This window comes from Amphritea atlantica, assembly GCF_024347255.1.
GTDB classification, from domain to species: domain Bacteria; phylum Pseudomonadota; class Gammaproteobacteria; order Pseudomonadales; family Balneatricaceae; genus Amphritea; species Amphritea atlantica.
In genome coordinates this window covers 2,789,813-2,806,890 of the sequence record NZ_AP025284.1, presented here as the reverse complement: position 1 = coordinate 2,806,890, position 17,078 = coordinate 2,789,813, and the positions used below count along the sequence as shown (strand labels likewise).

At 50.5% G+C, this 17,078-nt stretch carries 21 protein-coding genes; 18 read left to right on the top strand and 3 right to left on the bottom strand.

Going from position 1 to position 17,078, the window contains the following annotated elements; translation table 11 throughout:
* Positions 1–35: 35 nt before the first annotated feature.
* The 4 genes from OCU43_RS12935 (at position 36) to OCU43_RS12920 (ending at position 2,473) form a co-directional block, all read left to right on the top strand.
* Entirely contained in the window at positions 36–422 is a 387-nt protein-coding gene (locus OCU43_RS12935) for a hypothetical protein (RefSeq protein WP_091355859.1), read from the top strand.
* A 12-nt stretch (positions 423–434) separates the two neighbouring features.
* The gene (locus OCU43_RS12930; RefSeq protein WP_091355855.1) at positions 435–1,253 is read left to right on the top strand and encodes an AlbA family DNA-binding domain-containing protein; all 819 of its coding nucleotides are present in this window, start codon (positions 435–437) and stop codon (positions 1,251–1,253) included.
* A complete protein-coding gene (locus OCU43_RS12925; protein ID WP_245756520.1) occupies positions 1,246–1,848 on the top strand; it encodes an HAD family hydrolase in 603 nt (200 codons plus the stop codon). Before OCU43_RS12930 ends, OCU43_RS12925 begins: the two co-directional genes overlap by 8 nt.
* Before the next feature lie 76 nt (positions 1,849–1,924).
* Positions 1,925–2,473: a hemerythrin domain-containing protein gene (locus OCU43_RS12920; protein ID WP_091355849.1), complete on the top strand. Its 549-nt coding sequence runs from the start codon at positions 1,925–1,927 to the stop codon at positions 2,471–2,473.
* 16 nt (positions 2,474–2,489) lie between these two features.
* Here OCU43_RS12920 and OCU43_RS12915 read toward each other — a convergent pair whose 3' ends face one another.
* Both OCU43_RS12915 and OCU43_RS12910 read right to left on the bottom strand, forming a co-directional pair.
* On the bottom strand, positions 2,490–3,632 hold the full coding sequence (locus OCU43_RS12915) for a sensor domain-containing diguanylate cyclase (protein WP_091355847.1): 1,143 nt from the start codon (positions 3,630–3,632) through the stop codon (positions 2,490–2,492).
* 208 nt (positions 3,633–3,840) lie between these two features.
* Complete coding sequence (locus tag OCU43_RS12910; RefSeq protein WP_091355844.1) at positions 3,841–4,122, bottom strand: hypothetical protein; 282 nt, start codon at positions 4,120–4,122, stop codon at positions 3,841–3,843.
* Between the two features lie 524 nt (positions 4,123–4,646).
* Between OCU43_RS12910 and OCU43_RS12905 the strand changes: the two genes are divergently transcribed.
* Positions 4,647–5,024 carry a hypothetical protein gene (locus OCU43_RS12905; RefSeq protein ID WP_261832931.1) on the top strand — a complete coding sequence of 126 codons (378 nt, stop codon included), beginning with the start codon at positions 4,647–4,649 and terminating at the stop codon, positions 5,022–5,024.
* Positions 5,025–5,028: 4 nt separating this feature from the next.
* On the opposite strand, the gene OCU43_RS12900 is transcribed toward OCU43_RS12905, so the two are convergent.
* Complete coding sequence (locus tag OCU43_RS12900) at positions 5,029–6,189, bottom strand: GNAT family N-acetyltransferase (RefSeq protein ID WP_091355837.1); 1,161 nt, start codon at positions 6,187–6,189, stop codon at positions 5,029–5,031.
* A 141-nt stretch (positions 6,190–6,330) separates the two neighbouring features.
* Between OCU43_RS12900 and OCU43_RS12895 the strand changes: the two genes are divergently transcribed.
* From OCU43_RS12895 to ybgF, 13 genes are all read left to right on the top strand, one after another.
* Positions 6,331–6,786 (top strand): HIT domain-containing protein, encoded by a 456-nt coding sequence (locus OCU43_RS12895; RefSeq protein ID WP_091355835.1) that lies wholly within the window; start codon positions 6,331–6,333, stop codon positions 6,784–6,786.
* Between the two features lie 169 nt (positions 6,787–6,955).
* A complete protein-coding gene (locus OCU43_RS12890; RefSeq protein WP_091355833.1) occupies positions 6,956–7,183 on the top strand; it encodes an FmdB family zinc ribbon protein in 228 nt (75 codons plus the stop codon).
* Between the two features lie 58 nt (positions 7,184–7,241).
* Positions 7,242–9,005, top strand: coding sequence for an aspartate--tRNA ligase (aspS, locus tag OCU43_RS12885; RefSeq protein ID WP_091355831.1), 1,764 nt, complete (start codon positions 7,242–7,244; stop codon positions 9,003–9,005).
* Between the two features lie 111 nt (positions 9,006–9,116).
* Positions 9,117–9,632 (top strand): crossover junction endodeoxyribonuclease RuvC, encoded by a 516-nt coding sequence (gene ruvC, locus OCU43_RS12880; RefSeq protein WP_091355829.1) that lies wholly within the window; start codon positions 9,117–9,119, stop codon positions 9,630–9,632.
* A gap of 118 nt (positions 9,633–9,750) precedes the next feature.
* On the top strand, positions 9,751–10,377 hold the full coding sequence (ruvA, locus tag OCU43_RS12875; protein ID WP_091355827.1) for a Holliday junction branch migration protein RuvA: 627 nt from the start codon (positions 9,751–9,753) through the stop codon (positions 10,375–10,377).
* Positions 10,378–10,407: 30 nt separating this feature from the next.
* Positions 10,408–11,424, top strand: coding sequence for a Holliday junction branch migration DNA helicase RuvB (gene ruvB, locus OCU43_RS12870; protein ID WP_091355824.1), 1,017 nt, complete (start codon positions 10,408–10,410; stop codon positions 11,422–11,424).
* 107 nt (positions 11,425–11,531) lie between these two features.
* Positions 11,532–11,942 (top strand): TraR/DksA family transcriptional regulator, encoded by a 411-nt coding sequence (locus OCU43_RS12865; protein ID WP_091355822.1) that lies wholly within the window; start codon positions 11,532–11,534, stop codon positions 11,940–11,942.
* Between the two features lie 251 nt (positions 11,943–12,193).
* Positions 12,194–12,874 (top strand): protein TolQ, encoded by a 681-nt coding sequence (gene tolQ, locus OCU43_RS12860; protein WP_245756519.1) that lies wholly within the window; start codon positions 12,194–12,196, stop codon positions 12,872–12,874.
* Between the two features lie 19 nt (positions 12,875–12,893).
* Positions 12,894–13,310, top strand: coding sequence for a protein TolR (tolR, locus tag OCU43_RS12855; protein WP_091355817.1), 417 nt, complete (start codon positions 12,894–12,896; stop codon positions 13,308–13,310).
* Between the two features lie 7 nt (positions 13,311–13,317).
* Positions 13,318–14,265 carry a cell envelope integrity protein TolA gene (tolA, locus tag OCU43_RS12850; protein ID WP_139203145.1) on the top strand — a complete coding sequence of 316 codons (948 nt, stop codon included), beginning with the start codon at positions 13,318–13,320 and terminating at the stop codon, positions 14,263–14,265.
* A gap of 6 nt (positions 14,266–14,271) precedes the next feature.
* Entirely contained in the window at positions 14,272–15,555 is a 1,284-nt protein-coding gene (tolB, locus tag OCU43_RS12845; protein ID WP_091355812.1) for a Tol-Pal system beta propeller repeat protein TolB, read from the top strand.
* 197 nt (positions 15,556–15,752) lie between these two features.
* Positions 15,753–16,262: a peptidoglycan-associated lipoprotein Pal gene (gene pal, locus OCU43_RS12840; protein ID WP_091355810.1), complete on the top strand. Its 510-nt coding sequence runs from the start codon at positions 15,753–15,755 to the stop codon at positions 16,260–16,262.
* 24 nt (positions 16,263–16,286) lie between these two features.
* Entirely contained in the window at positions 16,287–17,054 is a 768-nt protein-coding gene (ybgF, locus tag OCU43_RS12835; protein WP_091355808.1) for a tol-pal system protein YbgF, read from the top strand.
* Positions 17,055–17,078 lie beyond the last annotated feature (24 nt).

Below are 17,078 nucleotides of genomic sequence, written 5' to 3'. Positions count from 1 at the left end.
TAATATATTGAGACCGGTAGAAAAAGGGTATTAAAATGGAACGTACTATCCCCGAGCAGGATAAATTTGAACTACAGCAGAATTATCGTCGTTATCTGAAATATCAGGATCAGTATGATGAAGCATTCAATAATTTAAAACAGTCCAGAGCCAGTCGGGTCTGGCTGGCAGGGTTGGTGGCGCTGCTTTTCAGTCCCGGTTCCGACTTTTTTCTGGGGGCTGCTGCTGCACTCTTCGGACTTTACTTTTACCGTATTGGTTCCGCCTGGTATACCAGCTTTCAGATCGATGAAGGCCGGGAAGAGGTGTTGCGCTGGTTCTCCTCGAAAGGACTGACCTTTGAAGGGCGAATTCTCTATTTTCGGGATGACCGGTTGCTGGCTAATCCTATCGATCCTTTTGCTGATGAGATCTATGGCTAAAGGGCTTTCCTGATGCCGGTTAAACGCGAATATCAGCAGATCAGTCAGCGGGCCAGGAGTCTGCTGGCAAAGCCTGAAGGTGTCGATGTCGATTTCAAGCGTGAAATCAACGGCATTAAAAGCCGCGATCTGGTCTCTTTCGCTAATTCATCTCAGGGTGGGGCTATTCTGGTTGGGGTCGATGAATACACCAACAAAGCAGGCCTGCAACGGGGGCGGGTGGTTGGCTGTGATGTAGATGACAGTGCCCGACTCAGCCTGATCAACAAAGCGACCGACTGTTACCCGATAGTTGATATTGAACTGGTGGTTGAAAACATCAGTAATAAACCCTTTTTCCGTATCGAAATCCCCCCTGGCGGAAAACGCCCCTACTGCACTCAGCGGGGTGAATATGCTATCCGGGCCGATGCCCGCTCTCGTGCGCTCTATCCCGAAGAGCTATTGGCGATGTTTATGGATCGCGAAGGGGAGCTGTTTCTGACCCGCTTCCGTGAAGCTGTGGCACAGTTAGAGCAACGGCTGGGTCAGATGGATCATGCATTTGGTTCGGGAATGGAACAGCTGGTAATCCATCTCGATGAGCTTGATAGCCAGGTGCGGCGAACCCTGACCCGGGTTGATCAGATGACCGATAGCGCCAAGAAACGTTCCCGCAACATGTTGCAGGCATTGCGCGATTCGCAGGACAGTATTGCCGGGCTTGAAGCACTGCTGGTGGCGCAGAACGGTAACCCTTCCGGGCGGTTGGAGATTATGCGCGATATTCGCACCCGGCTGGATCAGTTGACTGAAAACCTCAATCCGAGCGATGGTCAGAGCGATGATTGAGACAATTTGTCAGGCGGGTTATTGGGTGTTTGATCTGGATGGTACGTTAACCCATCCGGTTCATGACTTTGAACGGATCCGCTCGGAGCTGGGGCTTCCGGCAGGCTGCGATATTCTGGCGACTATCGCTGACAGACCAGAGCCAGAACGGCAGGCACTGAATTATCAGCTTGATCAGTGGGAGTATTTCTATGCTGATCAGGTGCAGCCCGCCATTGGCGTGAATGAGTGTCTTGAGTTTCTGGGATCCAAAGGGTGTTTGCTGGGGATTCTGACCCGCAATAAGCGCGAGGTGGCGCTGCACTGTCTTGAGGTTATCGGTGTCAGTCATCTGTTTAATCCCGCTGCAGTTCTGGGGCGGGATGATGCGCTGGCAAAACCGGACCCCCATGGGGTGAGGCTGTTACTGGAGCGTTGGCAAGCCCGACCGGAACAGGCGGTGATGGTGGGGGACTTTCGCTATGACCTGGAAGTAGGGCGAGCCGCGGGTGTCGCGACAGTTCATGTTGACGCTCGTTGCGACAGGCAGTGGCCCGAACTGACCGATCTCAGAGTTGGGACATTGTCAGAGTTACACCAATTGCTAAGAGCGTGAAGGGTGTCTGATTGATTCCCGTCAAGACCGTTTAACAAAGCTGAGGTATAGTGTAATTATCTCACAGGAGGTCGTTATGACAGTATTGAACGAGTTGCACCAGGATCATGTCAACCTGAATAAGTTACTGGCTGTGTTGGGAAATAAGCTGGAACAACTGAAGCAGGGTGAAATGCCAAATTTTGTATTGCTGGCAGATGCTGTTGATTACATCACCAGTTATGCGGATGCGTACCACCATCCATTGGAAGACCAGATGTATGCTTTTTTCAAAGATTCAGGTTGTCCTGAGTTGGATGAAGCCATCAGTCAATGTGTAGAGGAACACAAGCAACTGAAAAAAAGTAGTCAGGATATTATCGAAGCGGTTGACTGTATTCTGAGTGATGCTGTGGTACCGATGGACCAGTTTATCGAAAAACTGGAGTGTTTCCTGGATGAACAGATTGAACACCTGAACCTGGAGGAGGGCACGCTGTTTCCGTTGTTAGATGAGGTAGCGACTGACGAACAGTGGGAAGCGCTGAAACCCGAGCTGCCGACGATGAGCGATCCACTGTTTGGTCAACAGCAGAGACAGCGTTATATCGATCTTTATTCTGAACTACTGCGGGATATGCAGTAAGTGTTTATCGAGAGCTTTAAATCGACTTCAGGTCGCCACTTAACTGACTGAACAGTTCAGGTTTCATATCGGGCAGGGAGCGGTACTCAATCCGGTTCCTGCCTTTTTCTTTGGCCAGGTAGACCGCTTCATCCGCTGCTTTTAACACGGCGTGAGCCTGAGCATCCAGATTATCGAAGGCAAAACTACTGTGACAACAACTGGTTACCCCTATTGATGCGCTCACTCTGAAGGGCTCGTTATCGTTATTATGGACCACCATGTGGAGAATTTTATGGCGTAGTTGGTTGCCAATCTCAATCGCCTTTTCGCTATCGCAATTGGGTAGCAGGATGGCAAACTCCTCTCCACCATAGCGGGCGACAAAATCAGTTTTGCGCAGGTTTTTGTTTAATAGTAAGCCCACCGATCGGAGTACTTTATCGCCGACCTGGTGGCCGAAACTGTCATTCACCAGCTTAAAATAGTCCAGGTCTATAAATAGGCAACTCAGAGGCGTTTTGTTCCGGCTGGCTCTGGATAGCTCGCGGATGATCTCCTGATCGAATGCCCGGCGGTTATTCACTTTGGTGAGCATATCGATAATGCTGAGCCGCTTCAGGTTCTGCTGATTGATACAGTTTTCAAAGCAGACTGCAATGACCGAAGCCAGGTGGCCAATATAGTCGTAGTCGAAGTGTTCGCTGTAGCGGGCAGGGTCGTTACTACCCAGGTGCAGGCTGCCAATCAGGCAGTTGTGACGGATCAGTGGTAGCAGGGCGCTGCTAAGGACATAAGGGTTGCTGGGAAAGGCGATGCTTTTAAGGGGGGCACTCAGTTCTCCTATTCTTAATTCAGACGTGGGGAACAGGCTTTTTAGCAGGCGTTGATTGGTGACAAAGCGAAGGCTGTGCCCCGGTTCTGGTGGAGTATAGTCCTCCAGTAAGCAGCGGGCAGCGCATTCAGGATCGAATAGAATCAGGTTGACCGCGGTGAGCCGGAAGTGCTGTTTAAAGTCGATCAGGATAAGGTCAAGCAGCTCTGCCAGATTACTGCAACTGAGGAGTCTGAGCTCTATCTCAAAGAATGAGCGCAATATCGCTTCATTCCGCTCTACCTTACTGGCCAGCAGGTGAAGAGATCTGCGCAGATCTTTGTTCTCTTTGTCGATTGGTCCCATAAACGCCTGCTTTGCGCCTTTAGTATGAAAGAGTTATCGGCCATCCGAGATAACTATAAAGGAAAAGCAAGCCAGGAATAATAAAAAAAGTAGGCAGCAACAGATAAGGCAGCGCAAAAAGGCAGAGAGGCCGCTAAGGATAAGGGCTTACGATGAAAAACCGACTACCCATATTGGGTAGCCGGTTTTTTTATTGAGATCGGATAACTCAGCTTGCTTTGGCGATATTGCCATGTTGTTCCGGGTGGGTAGTGATAAAGTGATTCAATACCTTTCGCAGAACCTTTTCGTGGGCTGAATCTCCTTTGCGTTGTGCTTTGGCGATATCATCCAGGATGATCCTTTTTACTTTGCTTTCGCCATTATGGCAGCATAGGTAATGACCTATCGCCATGGCGATAATCGGGTCCGTGTGCTCATGCTCTGCTATGGCCTCAACTTCATCCTGGGTGAGATCGCTGAGGTCAAGGCATTCATTGTAGGTTAGCATTGTTGTGTCCCCTTATTGTTATCATGCTTTAAATCAGTCTGGTAGTAACATTTTAGGCAAGAGAAGCGGTTTTCTCTAATTTAAACAGGGGATTTTCTTATATGACTTTATTATTACTGATACATTATTGATATATCTCAGGGTTATAAATACGCAGCTCTTTTTTGTATCATAAACAGCTACGGCGAAGATCACCGTTTGGCACACCGATAAGGGTTATATTTACCAGGGAAGGAGGTGTAGATATATAATATAACTATATGTTTTGTAACGATTGATTTTCGTTTTTATCAGATTCTCCTGTTCCCGGGTAACTATCCTCTCCACTCGATTTTTTCAAACCCACTTATCGGGGCCGTCTCTGATGTTGAGAAAGTTTGCAGTTGCCTGATTGAGATCAGTGTGAGTCATCCGGGTGATAAGCGATGATTCCCGATTGATGTATGGGGGCTGATAAGCTCTCTTTTGGATATTATCCCGTTACCGGTGAAGTGGGATTTTGTCAGGCTGACACAGGGTTGTTGATGATGGATACAGAGACAAAAGGTACTATTGCCCGGCTACCTGGGCGGTGGTGCTGGGTCATGGTGCTTCTGTTGGTGTTATTGACCGGGGTAGTGACTGCCCGGATGAGTGGAGTAAAACAGGGCATGGTGGTCACTTTTCACAACAGTAGCCAGGTGGTGATCGAGTCGGTTCAGCTGGACTTCGGCAGTGCTGACACACAGTCGCGCATTCAGGCGTTTCGTATTCCGCCGGGGGATGAGCGACAGCTGTTACTGAATCATGAGCCGGGTATGGGGTTTAACGTTGCGGTGCATTACCGTGGCGGAAAAGAGCAGACTTTTTGTGCTCTGCATGGTGATGACCGAAGCGATCCTGTGATCTATCTCCAGCCCTGAACCGCTATTCAGTCTGCCTGAATGGCAGACGCTGGCGCAGATACTCCATCTCCTGGCGTAACATCTGCTCCTCTTCTTCGGTAAACCGTTCAACGGCCTGGTGGAAGCCCGGGTGAGCCAGCCAGTGGGCTGACCAGGTTTCTATCGGTTCAAAGCCCCGCTGGATTTTATGTTCCCCCTGAGCTCCGGGATCGAAACGCTGTAGTTGGTGTTGAATACAATACTCAATACCCTGGTAGTAGCAGGTTTCAAAATGGAGGCTGTCGTATTCTGCCAGGGCGCCCCAATAGCGGCCGTACAGGGTCTGCTGGTCTCGCAGGAAAAGGGCCCCGGCGACCGCTTCGGTGTCGCTGTGATTCATATCATAAGCAAAGCAGATGATAATCTGGCCGGCCAGGGTATCTCTGAGTTGATGGAAAAACGCTTCTTTAAGATAACCGCTTCGGCCCCTTTTCAGGTAGGTTATCTGGTAGAACTGATAAAACTGGCTGAGCATCTCATCGGTGAGCTGGGCTCCAGTGATAAAGCGGTGTTGTATGTTGTGCTCAGTAATCTTACTGCGCTCCTTGCGTAGATTTTTACGCTTACGGGAGCTGAATGTTTCCAGAAAACTCTCAAAGCTCTGGTAATCGCGATTAAACCAGTGATATTGAGTGCCCAGACGATAGTGCAGTTCTGGATGGCTCGCCTTATCAAGCAGACTGCCTTCAAGAAACAGGCCGTGCCAGCCGGACGCGTTGTACTGGGATGCCAGCTGCTGTATGGCCGCCAGTATCTGTCGGCTAAGCGCGTGCCGCTGATCAGTGTTGCAGCTGGCGTGAAACATCAGGCGTGGGCCATAGCAGGGTGTGAACGGTATCGCTGTCAGTAGTTTCGGGTAGTATTCGAGACCATTGCGCTGATAGGCATCTGCCCAGCTCCAGTCAAATACATATTCGCCATAGGAGTGGCTCTTGAGGTAGAGCGGCATCGCTGCGATTAGCTGCTCTGCTTCCGTGACCACCAGATGGCAGGGTTGCCAGCCAGTCTGCGCGGTAACGCTGCCTGAGTGTTCGAGGGCATGGAGAAATTCATAGCTGATAAACGGGTAATCGTCGCACCTCAGGCTGTTCCAGGGGGCGGCTCCGATCTGTTCTATTGCGCTATAGAAATTGAATTGCGGCATATTGTCCTATACTGTTCAGAGCGGTATATGTTATCTAACTATCCGATAATAAAGCATTATATTATTAAAGATGGATGGCTCTACTGCGCCGTTCAGTTTGTATATTAAGTTTGCATCTGTATTTACGCTAGGAGAATAAAAATGGATGAGCTGGAGTTTGAGTTTGAACTGGATTCCCGCCTGGATAATGATTGTATCACCCTGGGCGACTTCCCGCTGTGCCGTTTATTGCTGATGAATGATGCAAACTACCCCTGGTTTATACTGGTGCCCCGCCGTGCCGAGGCTAGTGAGATCTACCATCTGTCGCCCGCCGATCAGACCCAGTTACTGCACGAGTCCTCATTTCTATCGGAAAATCTGCACGATGTGTTTGATGGCGATAAGATGAATATCGCCGCTCTGGGGAATATGGTTAAACAGCTGCATATTCATCATGTGGTTCGCTTTGAGGATGACCCCGCGTGGCCAGCCCCGGTCTGGGGAGCGGTCGCTGCAAAACCTTATACCCAGGATCAGATCCATGAGATTCATCAGAAGTTACAGATGATGATGCCTCAGGAGGTAAATTTTGTTGCCCGTGATCTGCTCAACTGATTTCTCATCTAAAATCCACTAATTGGCCCTGTCAGGAGCTAATTATTCAGGTATAATTCGCCGTTTTCTGAGCAAGGCGGCTGACGTTGTCGGCTTTTGTAAAAAACAGGGCTGAAACGGGTCAGGTTGCTTTGCGGTTTACTCTATTTTTCTGGGGAAAGCTGCGACTATGCCGATCTTCGATTTTGAATGCCGTCATTGTGGTCATGAATTTGAAAAACTGGTGCTTAAATCTGATGCACCAGCACCGGTCTGTGCTGGTTGTAATTCTGCTGATGTGGTGAAAAAAGTATCCGCACCAGGGTTCAGGTTATCCGGCACCGGCTGGTACGAGACCGATTTTAAAACCGGAAAGAAAAAGAACCTGGCGGGTGGCCAGAGTGAATCCGGGAACTGATTTTTAATTGTCTGAATAAACACTGATTCAGCTTGCTAAGTAACAGGAACATTTAACTATGCGCAGTCATTATTGCGGTGATCTCAGAAAAGAGCATATCGGCGAAGACATTACTCTGACGGGGTGGGTTCACCGTCGTCGCGACCACGGCGGGGTTATCTTTCTGGATCTGCGCGACCGTGAGGGTCTTACCCAGGTGGTATTTGATCCTGATCGTGAAGAGAGTTTCACCCTGGCAGACAGCTGCCGTAGTGAGTATGTTGTTGAGGTCAAAGGTACCGTTCGTGGTCGGCCGGAAGGCACTGTTAACCCGGATATGCCTACCGGTGAGATTGAAGTTCTGGGTAAAGAACTGGTTATCCTCAACAAGTCAGAAACTCCACCTTTCCAGCTGGATGAGCATCAGCAGGTGGGTGAAGAGGTCCGTCTGCGTCATCGTTATATCGATCTGCGTCGTCCTGAAATGCAGGAGAAACTCCGTTTTCGCTCTAAAGTGACCAACGCTATCCGCAGTTATATGGATGAGCATGGATTTCTGGATATTGAAACCCCGATTCTGAACCGCGCAACGCCTGAAGGTGCCCGTGACTATCTGGTACCCAGCCGGGTTCATGAAGGGCATTTCTTTGCGCTGCCGCAATCGCCTCAGTTGTTTAAGCAGTTACTGATGGTGGCAGGCTTTGACCGTTATTATCAGGTTGCCAAGTGTTTCCGTGATGAGGATCTGCGGGCTGACCGTCAGCCAGAGTTTACCCAGATCGATATTGAAACCTCATTTATGAATGAGGAAGAGATCATGGGGATCACCGAGAAGATGATTCGCAAGCTGTTCCTTGAACTCAAAGGGATTGATCTGGGTGAGTTCCCACGGATGCCATACTCTGAAGCGATGCAGCGCTTCGGATCCGATAAGCCAGACCTGCGTTACCCAATGGAACTGGTCGATGTTGCCGATCTGATGGCCGAGATCGAGTTCAAGGTGTTTGCTGGTCCGGCGAAAGATCCGAAAGGTCGTGTCGCAGCGCTGAAAGTGCCCGGTGGTGCTCAGCTGACCCGTAAGATTATCGATGAATATACCCAGTTTGTTAGCATCTATGGCGCTAAAGGTCTGGCCTGGATTAAGGTCAACGAACTTGAAAAGGGTGTTGAAGGGTTGCAGTCTCCCATTGTGAAGTTCCTCGGTGCCGAGGTAGCAATGGCAATTATGGAACGTCTGGGTGCGGAGAACGGTGATATCGTGTTCTTCGGTGCCGATAAAGAGAAAATTGTTTCTGAAGCGCTGGGTGCTCTGCGGATTAAGGTCGGTGAAGATCTTGAGATGGCTCAGTGTGAGTGGGCGCCGCTGTGGGTGGTTGATTTCCCAATGTTTGAAGAAACCGATAACGGTGGTCTGACCGCATTGCATCATCCGTTTACTGCGCCTAGCTGCACGCCAGAAGAGCTTAAAGCGAATCCGCTTGAGGCGTTGTCCCGTGCTTACGATATGGTGCTGAACGGCTGTGAACTGGGTGGTGGTTCGATCCGTATCCATAATCAGGAGATGCAGGCGTCAGTCCTGGATATTCTGGGTATCTCAGATGAAGAAGCCGATGACAAGTTTGGCTTCCTGTTAAATGCATTGAAATACGGTGCGCCACCTCATGGTGGTCTGGCGTTTGGGCTTGACCGTCTGATCATGCTGATGACCGGAACCGATTCGATCCGTGAAGTGATCGCCTTCCCGAAAACCCAGAGCTCTGCCTGTATGATGACTCAGGCTCCGGGAGAGGTCAGTGCGGCTCAGTTACGTGAGCTGAATATCAAGCTGCGTAAGACCCCTTAAGTTATTTTGCAGTTATTGATCAAGCCGTGCTCTGCACGGCTTTTTTTATGGTGGAATCTGAGGTATTGTACTCTGTATAAATAAACAGTATTTTGAGTTGATAATCCAGCAATGTTGATTTTGGGAATAGATCCGGGATCCCGGATCACCGGATACGGTATTATCAATTCCGTTGGCGCGAAGAACGAATATATCGCCAGTGGCTGTATCAGGATAAAAGGGGATGACCTTTCTCAGCGTCTGAAGCAGGTTTACGCCGGGGTGACCGAGATTATAGAACACTACTGTCCCCAGGAGATGGCGATAGAGCAGGTGTTTATGGCGCGTAACCCCGATTCCGCGCTGAAGCTGGGGCAGGCCCGTGGCGTCGCTATCGTGGCGGGTGCCAATCAGGGACTTGAAGTAGCCGAATATGCTGCCAGAAAAGTTAAGCAGGCGGTTGTAGGTAATGGCTCTGCGGATAAGTCTCAGGTGCAACATATGGTTAAATCCATTCTCAGGCTGCCAGGTCTGCCGCAGGCGGATGCCGCAGATGCGCTGGCCATCGCTCTGTGTCACGCACATACCCGTAGCAGCCTGATTATGATGGCGGGGGCAAAGAGCAGTCGGGGAGGGCGGTTGCGGTGATAACGCCAGGCTGTGTGGCTATATTGTGGATGGCGGATTATTGGTTATTGTTGTCCGAGTAAAAAGAATATCAATGTAATCCCCGTGATTCACGGGCGAATCGGGAGTGTGAAGGGCCGTGATAGGACGACTGAGAGGCGAGTTGCTGGAAAAACATCCGCCGCAGCTGGTGATCGATGTAGCGGGTGTTGGCTATGAGGTTGATGCCTCAATGAACACCTTTTATCAGTTGCCGGAGGTTGGGCGACAGGTAACGCTCTATACCCATATGGTGGTGCGCGAAGATGCCCAGCTATTGTACGGTTTTTATGAACGTACTGAGCGTTCACTGTTCCGCACGCTGATAAAGGTCAACGGTGTGGGGCCCAAGCTGGCCCTGACCATCTTGTCGGGTATCAGTGTTAACGAGTTTGTTCAATCGGTGCAGCACCAGGATACCGCGGCGCTGGTACGTTTACCCGGAGTAGGTAAGAAGACCGCTGAAAGACTGATTATTGAGATGAAAGATAAGCTGCAGGATTTCCACTTCAGTGATCTCGATGAATTTACCCTGACCGATGGGCTGGGGCCGGTTGTCAGTGCGCCGTCAGGCGATAACCGTGCAGAAGCGGAAAGTGCGTTGGTGGCGCTGGGATATAAGCCAGTGCAGGCAACTAAGTCGATCGCTCAGGCTGAAAAGAGCAACCCGGGTGCATCCAGTGAAGAGCTGATTCGGGCGGCACTGAAAAGTATGGTACAGGGGTGATAACTCAATGATAACGACAGGGTGCAGTCTATGATCGAAGCGGACCGCTTTATATCTCCGGTTGTCAGTGCGCCTCAGGAGGAGGTGCAGGATCGTGCTATCCGGCCAAAATCGTTGCAGGACTATGTTGGTCAGCCGGTGGTTAAAGAGCAGATGGAGATCTTTATCGGTGCGGCCCGAAAGCGGCAGGAAGCCCTTGATCACACGCTTATCTTCGGTCCTCCCGGGCTGGGTAAAACCACGCTGGCTAATATTATTGCCAATGAGATGGGCTGCGATATTAAAACCACCTCTGGGCCGGTACTTGAAAAGGCCGGTGATCTGGCTGCAATGCTGACTAACCTTGAGCCAGGTGATGTGCTGTTTATCGATGAGATACACCGCCTGAGTGCTTCGGTGGAGGAGGTGCTCTATCCGGCGATGGAGGATTATCAGCTGGATATTATGATAGGAGAAGGGCCTGCGGCCCGCTCTATCAAGCTTGAGCTGCCACCGTTTACGCTGGTGGGGGCAACCACCCGTGCGGGCTTGCTGACCTCGCCATTACGGGATCGTTTTGGCATCGTGCAGCGGCTGGAGTTTTATAATATCGATGACCTTACCTCTATCGTTGAGCGCTCGGCAAGGTTGTCAGGAAGTGGTGTGGATCGCGAAGGCGCTATTGAGATAGCCCGTCGTTCCCGGGGGACTCCGCGAATTGCAAACCGGCTGTTACGCCGGGCCAGAGATTATGCGGAGGTGAAAGGCGATGGAAGAATTTCTCTGGAGATGGCAGACCTTGCATTGAATATGCTCAATGTTGATGAGCATGGTTTTGATCATATGGATCGACGGCTTCTGCTGGCGATGATAGAAAAATTTGGCGGTGGTCCGGTGGGGGTTGATAGCTTGGCGGCGGCCATCAGTGAAGAACGGGATACCATTGAAGATGTGCTGGAGCCCTATCTGATTCAGCAGGGGTTTATGATGCGTACACCGCGAGGCCGGGTGGTGACCGACAACGCTTATCGCCATTTTGGCCTTGATTTGCCTGACCGGGATCAATAGATAATTGATCAGCCAGTGATAACTGATTTATATCAAAGCAGAGTAATGGTTTAGGGGTTAACTTTTAAGTCGTGAACATAAAACAATAATGTTTAAGGCGCTAAAGTATGAACACTATGAAACTCTGTTGCCTGAATCAGTCGCAACTAAAAGGTCTCAAGCGAGAGTTGCAAATACTGCATGAGCAGTTACAGGCGGATCTGAAAGCGGAGCAGAGCGATCAGCAGGAAGAGCTTAGCCAGATAAGCTGTTCTGAAGTACATGATCGTTGTGAAGCGGCGGCAGCTACCGAACTCAATCAAACCAGCATATCGCATATCAAACAGCTCGAAGAGGAGATTCGCGAGTGTCAGAGTGCTTTGCAGCGGATAGAGAACGGTGGTTATGGATGCTGTGAAAAATGTGGCGAAGAGATCGAACTTAACCGTCTGATGGCTAACCCCGCAGCTGTTTTGTGTGTTGGCTGTCAGTCCAGAGATGAACTGCACCGGGTCCGGGACAGCGGGGCAGCTTTCTGAGTGGTTTTTCTGTTTGTTTTTGGCCGCCTGTTGAGGCGGCTTTTTTATGTCTGCAGCTTGCCCGGGTTGAACTTTTATCGCCTCCCGGCATCCAACCGTCGGCTGCTGTTCAGGTGCGGTTTATCAAACTCAGGATAAAGTACTGAATCAGGGTAAATATGTTTTTTTGTCAGAAAAAGAGCAGATTTTAAACGCTGATCTCGCTACTATCAGAGCCAGTTTTTCAGATTTCTACAGAAGGGGTTATAAACGTGCCGGATAAAATGTCGATCTGGAGTCTGGTAGCTAATGCCAGTTTTGTTGTCCAGTTGGTAATGTTACTGCTACTGCTGGCATCAGTGCTTTCCTGGGTTATGATTTTTCAGCGTCATTTTGTTTTGCGCCAGGCGCAGCGCAAGTTAAGGGCTTTTGAAGATCGCTTCTGGTCCGGGGTGGATCTCAGCCAGCTGTTTCGTGAAGTGAACTCCGATCCGGATAGCAGTAACGGTGCTGAGAATGTTTTCCGTGCAGGACTGAAAGAGTTCAGTCGGCTCAGTCAGCAGTCGGGCGCGGACCGGGATGCCATTATGGATGGGGCGCAACGCAGCATGCGTGTGGCGCTGGCCCGGGAGGAGGAAAAGCTTGAGATGCACCTGCCATTTCTGGCAACGGTGGGGTCAACCAGTCCCTATGTCGGTTTGTTTGGCACTGTTTGGGGCATAATGAACTCATTCCGGGGGCTGGCAAATGTCCATCAGGCGACGCTGGCTTCGGTTGCCCCGGGGATATCTGAAGCGCTGATTGCAACAGCTATCGGCCTGTTTGCCGCGATTCCCGCGGTTATTGCCTACAACCGTTTTTCAGCAAAAACCGAATCGCTGATGAACAGTTATGAAACCTTTGCCGATGAATTCTCCAGTGTATTACATCGCCGTGTGCACACCTCAAGCTGATCTGTAACAGGCTGGTATTATGATTCGCAGAGTGAAAAAAAGACGCAAGCTGAACGCTGAGATCAACGTTGTTCCCTATATTGATGTGATGATGGTGCTGTTGGTTATCTTTATGATTACCGCGCCCATGCTGACTCAGGGGGTTGATGTTCAGTTGCCAAAGGCTGGTTCCGATCCCGTTGATACCGAGGACAGTGAGCCGCTGATTGTGACTGTCGATAAAGAGGGACTTTATTACATTGATGTCGGCGGTGATCCGCTGAAAGCGGTCACGGGTGATGTTGTCGAGGAGCGGGTGAGTAAAGTTCTGAGTAACAATCCGAAGAAGTTGCTGCTGGTGAGAGGAGATAAGGGCGTCGATTACGATCATGTCATACAGCTGATGACGCTGTTGCAGCAGGCCGGTGCTGAAACGGTCGGACTGGTAACAGAGTAGTTTGATTGTGAATTTGAGAAGTTACCTGTTTCCCGCGCTATTGGCCCTGATTCTTCATTCAGTGATTCTCAGTGCGTTGTTTTATAGCTGGTTTGGTTATGCAGAGGATCAAAAACACCTGACGCCCCGGCATGTAAAGGCGCAGATGGTTGATCTTAAGTCCCAGCTGAAAGCTCATCAGCAGGATAAGCAGGCTGAGGCGCGGCGCAAAGAGGAGGCCCGTCGACAAGCTGAGCGTAAAGAGGAAGCCCGTAAAGAACAGGCCCGTAAAGAACAGGCCCGGAAGGAAGAAGCGCGTAAGAAAGCCGCGGAAGCAAAGAAGAAAGAGGCGCTGAAGCAGGCTGAAGCGAAGCGTCAGGCCGAGGAGAAGAGAAAGGCTGACGCGCGTAAGAAGGAAGCACTCAAACAGGAGGCTTTGAAAAAAGAGGCCGCCCGGAAGAAAGCTGAAGCGTTGAAGCAGCAGGCAGCAGAGGCTGCGAAGAAAAAGCAGCAGGAGGAGGCGCGGCGTAAAGCTGAAGCGCAAAAGGAAGCGCAGCGTAAACAGCAGGAACAGCAGCGTCTTGAGCGCGAACGGCAGGAGCAGAAGCGTCGTGAGGCCGAGCTGGCTGCCGCGATGGCCGCCGAAGAGCGTGAGATGCAGGCGCTGGCCGACCAGCAGGCAACTGCGGGTTATCTTGAATATATCGCCTCAGAAATTGAGAATAACTGGAGTCGTCCACCCAGTGCCCGTAACGGTATGAAGGTTATTTTGTCTCTTCATCTGCTGCCTACTGGCGAGGTGGATAATGTTTATGTGGTTCAGAGTAGTGGTGACAGCCATTTTGACGATAGTGCGATCCGCGCTGTTAAGCGGGTAGGGCGTTTCCCCGAACTGCAAAAAATGGACCCGGTCCTGTTTGACAGGAATTTTAGAAAGTTAAATCTTGAATATAAACCGTCAGATCTTCGCAGGTAATCAGTCATGCAGCGTACCTTATGTTTCCTATTTTTATTCTTTTTCAGTGTGCTGGCTCGGGCCGAACTGACGGTTGAAATTACTCAGGGGGTTGATGAGCCCACACCCGTTGCGGTGGTTCCATTTTCCTGGAGTGGCGTTCAGGCATTGCCTGAAGATGTCGCTAAGGTCGTTGGCGATGACCTGTACCGCAGCGGCATGTTCAAAATTATGCCGCGGGAAAATATGCTCAGTTTCCCCTCCGACCGAAGCTCACTCTATTTCCGCGACTGGCGGATCAGCGGCAGCGATTTTATTGTTATTGGCCGGATCAGCGAAGCGGAAGGTCAGCTAACGGTTGCTTTTGAACTCTACGATATCCTCAAAGAGGAGCGCATACTGGGTGAAGAGATCAAAGCAAACCGAACTAACCTGCGAGCAGTGGGGCACTATATCAGTGATAAGGTGTTTGAGGCGCTGACCGGAGTTCGTGGTGCGTTTTCGACCCGAATTGTTTATGTCACCGCTAAACAGCTGGCGCCATCGAAACATCGTTATCGCCTGATGCTGGCAGATTCTGATGGCCATAACCCCCGTACTATTCTTGAATCAAAAGAGCCGATTATGTCTCCGGCCTGGTCCCGTGATGGCAGTAAGCTGGCGTATGTCTCATTTGAATCGGGCCGGCCGGCGGTTTACATCCAGTATCTGGCTACCGGTAAGCGTGAGAAGGTCCAATCATTCCGGGGCTTGAATGGTGCACCGTCCTGGTCGCCGGATGGTCGTCAACTGGCGCTGGTGCTCTCTAAAGATGGTAATCCTGAGATCTATGTGCTGGATCTGCAGCAGCGACGTCTGACCCGCATAACTCACCACTTCGGCATCGATACCGAACCGTCCTGGTCACCGGATGGTCAATCGCTGATCTTTACTTCGGACCGCGGTGGTCAGCCACAGATCTATTCAATCTATCTGCCAACCCGTGATGTCACGCGACTGACATTTGAAGGGCAGTATAATGCCCGCGGACGTCTGACCCAGGATGGTCGTTTTCTGGCCATGGTGCATCAGAGTAATGGATCGTTTCATATTGCGGTGCAGGATCTGCGCACCGGCCGGGTAGATCTTCTGACTGAAACCTTTATGGATGAATCCCCCACGATTGCACCGAATGGCAGTATTATCCTGTATGCCACTCAGGAAGGTGTGCGGGGTGTATTGTCAGCGGTGTCGCTTGATGGTCGGGTGAAGTTCCGTTTGCCGTCATCGGATGGCGATGTCCGTGAACCGGCCTGGTCGCCCTTCCAGTAAGGTTTTTTGCAGGCTTTTTAGTGGCCAGTGACTGCACTGAGTGACAAGTTGACTGCACAAAGGTACAAAGTTAAATCAATTAGTTAGAAAAGTCGCTGGATTGCCTCGCGGCTCTTGCAATCATGCTTAGCAAGCTTTACTTTAGGCAGGATTGAGGTTTTATTCGCACATAATTGGCTAAAAATTAGGAGTGTTCGATGCGTGCTATGAATATTGGCAAAGCGACTGCTTTGGCGTTAACTGTCGTTTGGGCAGCAGGCTGTAGTACAACAAATACAACAGACACTGATACGATGGGCAGTGACACCACTGCTCCGGCGACTACGACTCAGGCTGTTTCTGATTCTTCTATGTCCGGTACTACTATGGCCGATGTGAAGAATCTGGCAACTGTGTTCTACTTTGATTTCGACCAGACTCAGGTTAAGCCTGAAGCGGTTGCAGCTCTGCGTGGTCACGCTAAATACCTGGCAGACAACCCATCTGCTTCTGTTGTTCTGGAAGGTCATGCTGATGAGCGTGGAACCCGTGAATACAACATGGCTCTGGGTGAGCGTCGTGCACAGGCTATCGCTCGTGTTCTGACCGTTAATGGTGTTTCCAGCAGCCAGATTGAACTGGTGAGCTTTGGTGAAGAAAAACCGGTGGTTATGGGTCATAACGAAAGTTCATGGGCTCAGAACCGTCGCGTAGAACTGAAATACTAATCACCTGTCAGGTTGTTAGTTTCAATGCGCAAAGCATATAGTTTGACTGCCGCACTGGTGCTATGCAGCACCGGTGCTTTAGCGGCAGATCCTGTTCAGGTGATTGAGTTGCAGGTCGATGATGGGACTACAAACCGGTCATCGGTTAATAGGCCTGCGGGCCAGTTTGTCGGTAACGGCAGTAACGATACAGTAATGTTGTTACAGCAGTTACAGGATGAGGTCCGCTCCCTTCGGGGGATGGTTGAGCAGCAGCAATATCAGATTCGTCAGATGGAGCAGCAGCAACGGGATCGTTATCGCGATCTTGATCGGCGAATTGTCGCGCTTCAGGGGTCGGGTTCCACCCGGCAGCCTGTCGACGGCTCTGATCAGCCTTCTGCAGCTGTAGCGCCGATGCCTTTACCCGCAGGGGATAGTACGCCTACGGATGCACAGGCCTATCAGCAGGCTTTTGGGTTGGTGCGACAAAAGGATTTTCCAGCGGCACTGGATGCCTTCGATAAGTTTATCGAGCTGTATCCGGACAGTGCGAGATTGCCTAATGCCTACTACTGGGTGGGTGAGGTGAATCTGGCGGAGCAAAAGCTGGAACCAGCTAAAGCCGCATTTGAGAAAGTCCTGCAAACGTTTCCCGAGCACAGAAAAGCGGCAGATGCCTCATACAAGCTTGGTGTGATCTATCATCAGATGGGTGATCAGACTAAAGCAAATGATATGTTTAATGACACTATCTCACGTTATCCTGACAGTTCTGCCGCCGGTCTGGCGCGCGATTACCTGAAAAGATAACGACTGAAACTCCTTAAGGTTGTG

Excerpts from the sequence above, each read along its gene's own strand:
- OCU43_RS12920 (WP_091355849.1), top strand. The coding sequence starts at position 1,925 with ATGACAGTATTGAACGAGTTGCACCAGGATCATGTCAACCTGAATAAG.
- OCU43_RS12865 (WP_091355822.1), top strand. The coding sequence starts at position 11,532 with ATGAACACTATGAAACTCTGTTGCCTGAATCAGTCGCAACTAAAAGGT.
- ruvC (WP_091355829.1), top strand. The coding sequence starts at position 9,117 with ATGTTGATTTTGGGAATAGATCCGGGATCCCGGATCACCGGATACGGT.
- tolR (WP_091355817.1), top strand. The coding sequence starts at position 12,894 with ATGATTCGCAGAGTGAAAAAAAGACGCAAGCTGAACGCTGAGATCAAC.
- OCU43_RS12895 (WP_091355835.1), top strand. The coding sequence starts at position 6,331 with ATGGATGAGCTGGAGTTTGAGTTTGAACTGGATTCCCGCCTGGATAAT.
- OCU43_RS12935 (WP_091355859.1), top strand. The coding sequence starts at position 36 with ATGGAACGTACTATCCCCGAGCAGGATAAATTTGAACTACAGCAGAAT.
- ruvB (WP_091355824.1), top strand. The coding sequence starts at position 10,408 with ATGATCGAAGCGGACCGCTTTATATCTCCGGTTGTCAGTGCGCCTCAG.
- tolB (WP_091355812.1), top strand. The coding sequence starts at position 14,272 with ATGCAGCGTACCTTATGTTTCCTATTTTTATTCTTTTTCAGTGTGCTG.
- aspS (WP_091355831.1), top strand. The coding sequence starts at position 7,242 with ATGCGCAGTCATTATTGCGGTGATCTCAGAAAAGAGCATATCGGCGAA.
- pal (WP_091355810.1), top strand. The coding sequence starts at position 15,753 with ATGCGTGCTATGAATATTGGCAAAGCGACTGCTTTGGCGTTAACTGTC.
- OCU43_RS12915 (WP_091355847.1), bottom strand. The coding sequence starts at position 3,632 with ATGGGACCAATCGACAAAGAGAACAAAGATCTGCGCAGATCTCTTCAC.
- OCU43_RS12925 (WP_245756520.1), top strand. The coding sequence starts at position 1,246 with ATGATTGAGACAATTTGTCAGGCGGGTTATTGGGTGTTTGATCTGGAT.
- ybgF (WP_091355808.1), top strand. The coding sequence starts at position 16,287 with ATGCGCAAAGCATATAGTTTGACTGCCGCACTGGTGCTATGCAGCACC.
- OCU43_RS12890 (WP_091355833.1), top strand. The coding sequence starts at position 6,956 with ATGCCGATCTTCGATTTTGAATGCCGTCATTGTGGTCATGAATTTGAA.
- OCU43_RS12900 (WP_091355837.1), bottom strand. The coding sequence starts at position 6,189 with ATGCCGCAATTCAATTTCTATAGCGCAATAGAACAGATCGGAGCCGCC.
- OCU43_RS12910 (WP_091355844.1), bottom strand. The coding sequence starts at position 4,122 with ATGCTAACCTACAATGAATGCCTTGACCTCAGCGATCTCACCCAGGAT.
- OCU43_RS12930 (WP_091355855.1), top strand. The coding sequence starts at position 435 with ATGCCGGTTAAACGCGAATATCAGCAGATCAGTCAGCGGGCCAGGAGT.
- OCU43_RS12905 (WP_261832931.1), top strand. The coding sequence starts at position 4,647 with ATGATGGATACAGAGACAAAAGGTACTATTGCCCGGCTACCTGGGCGG.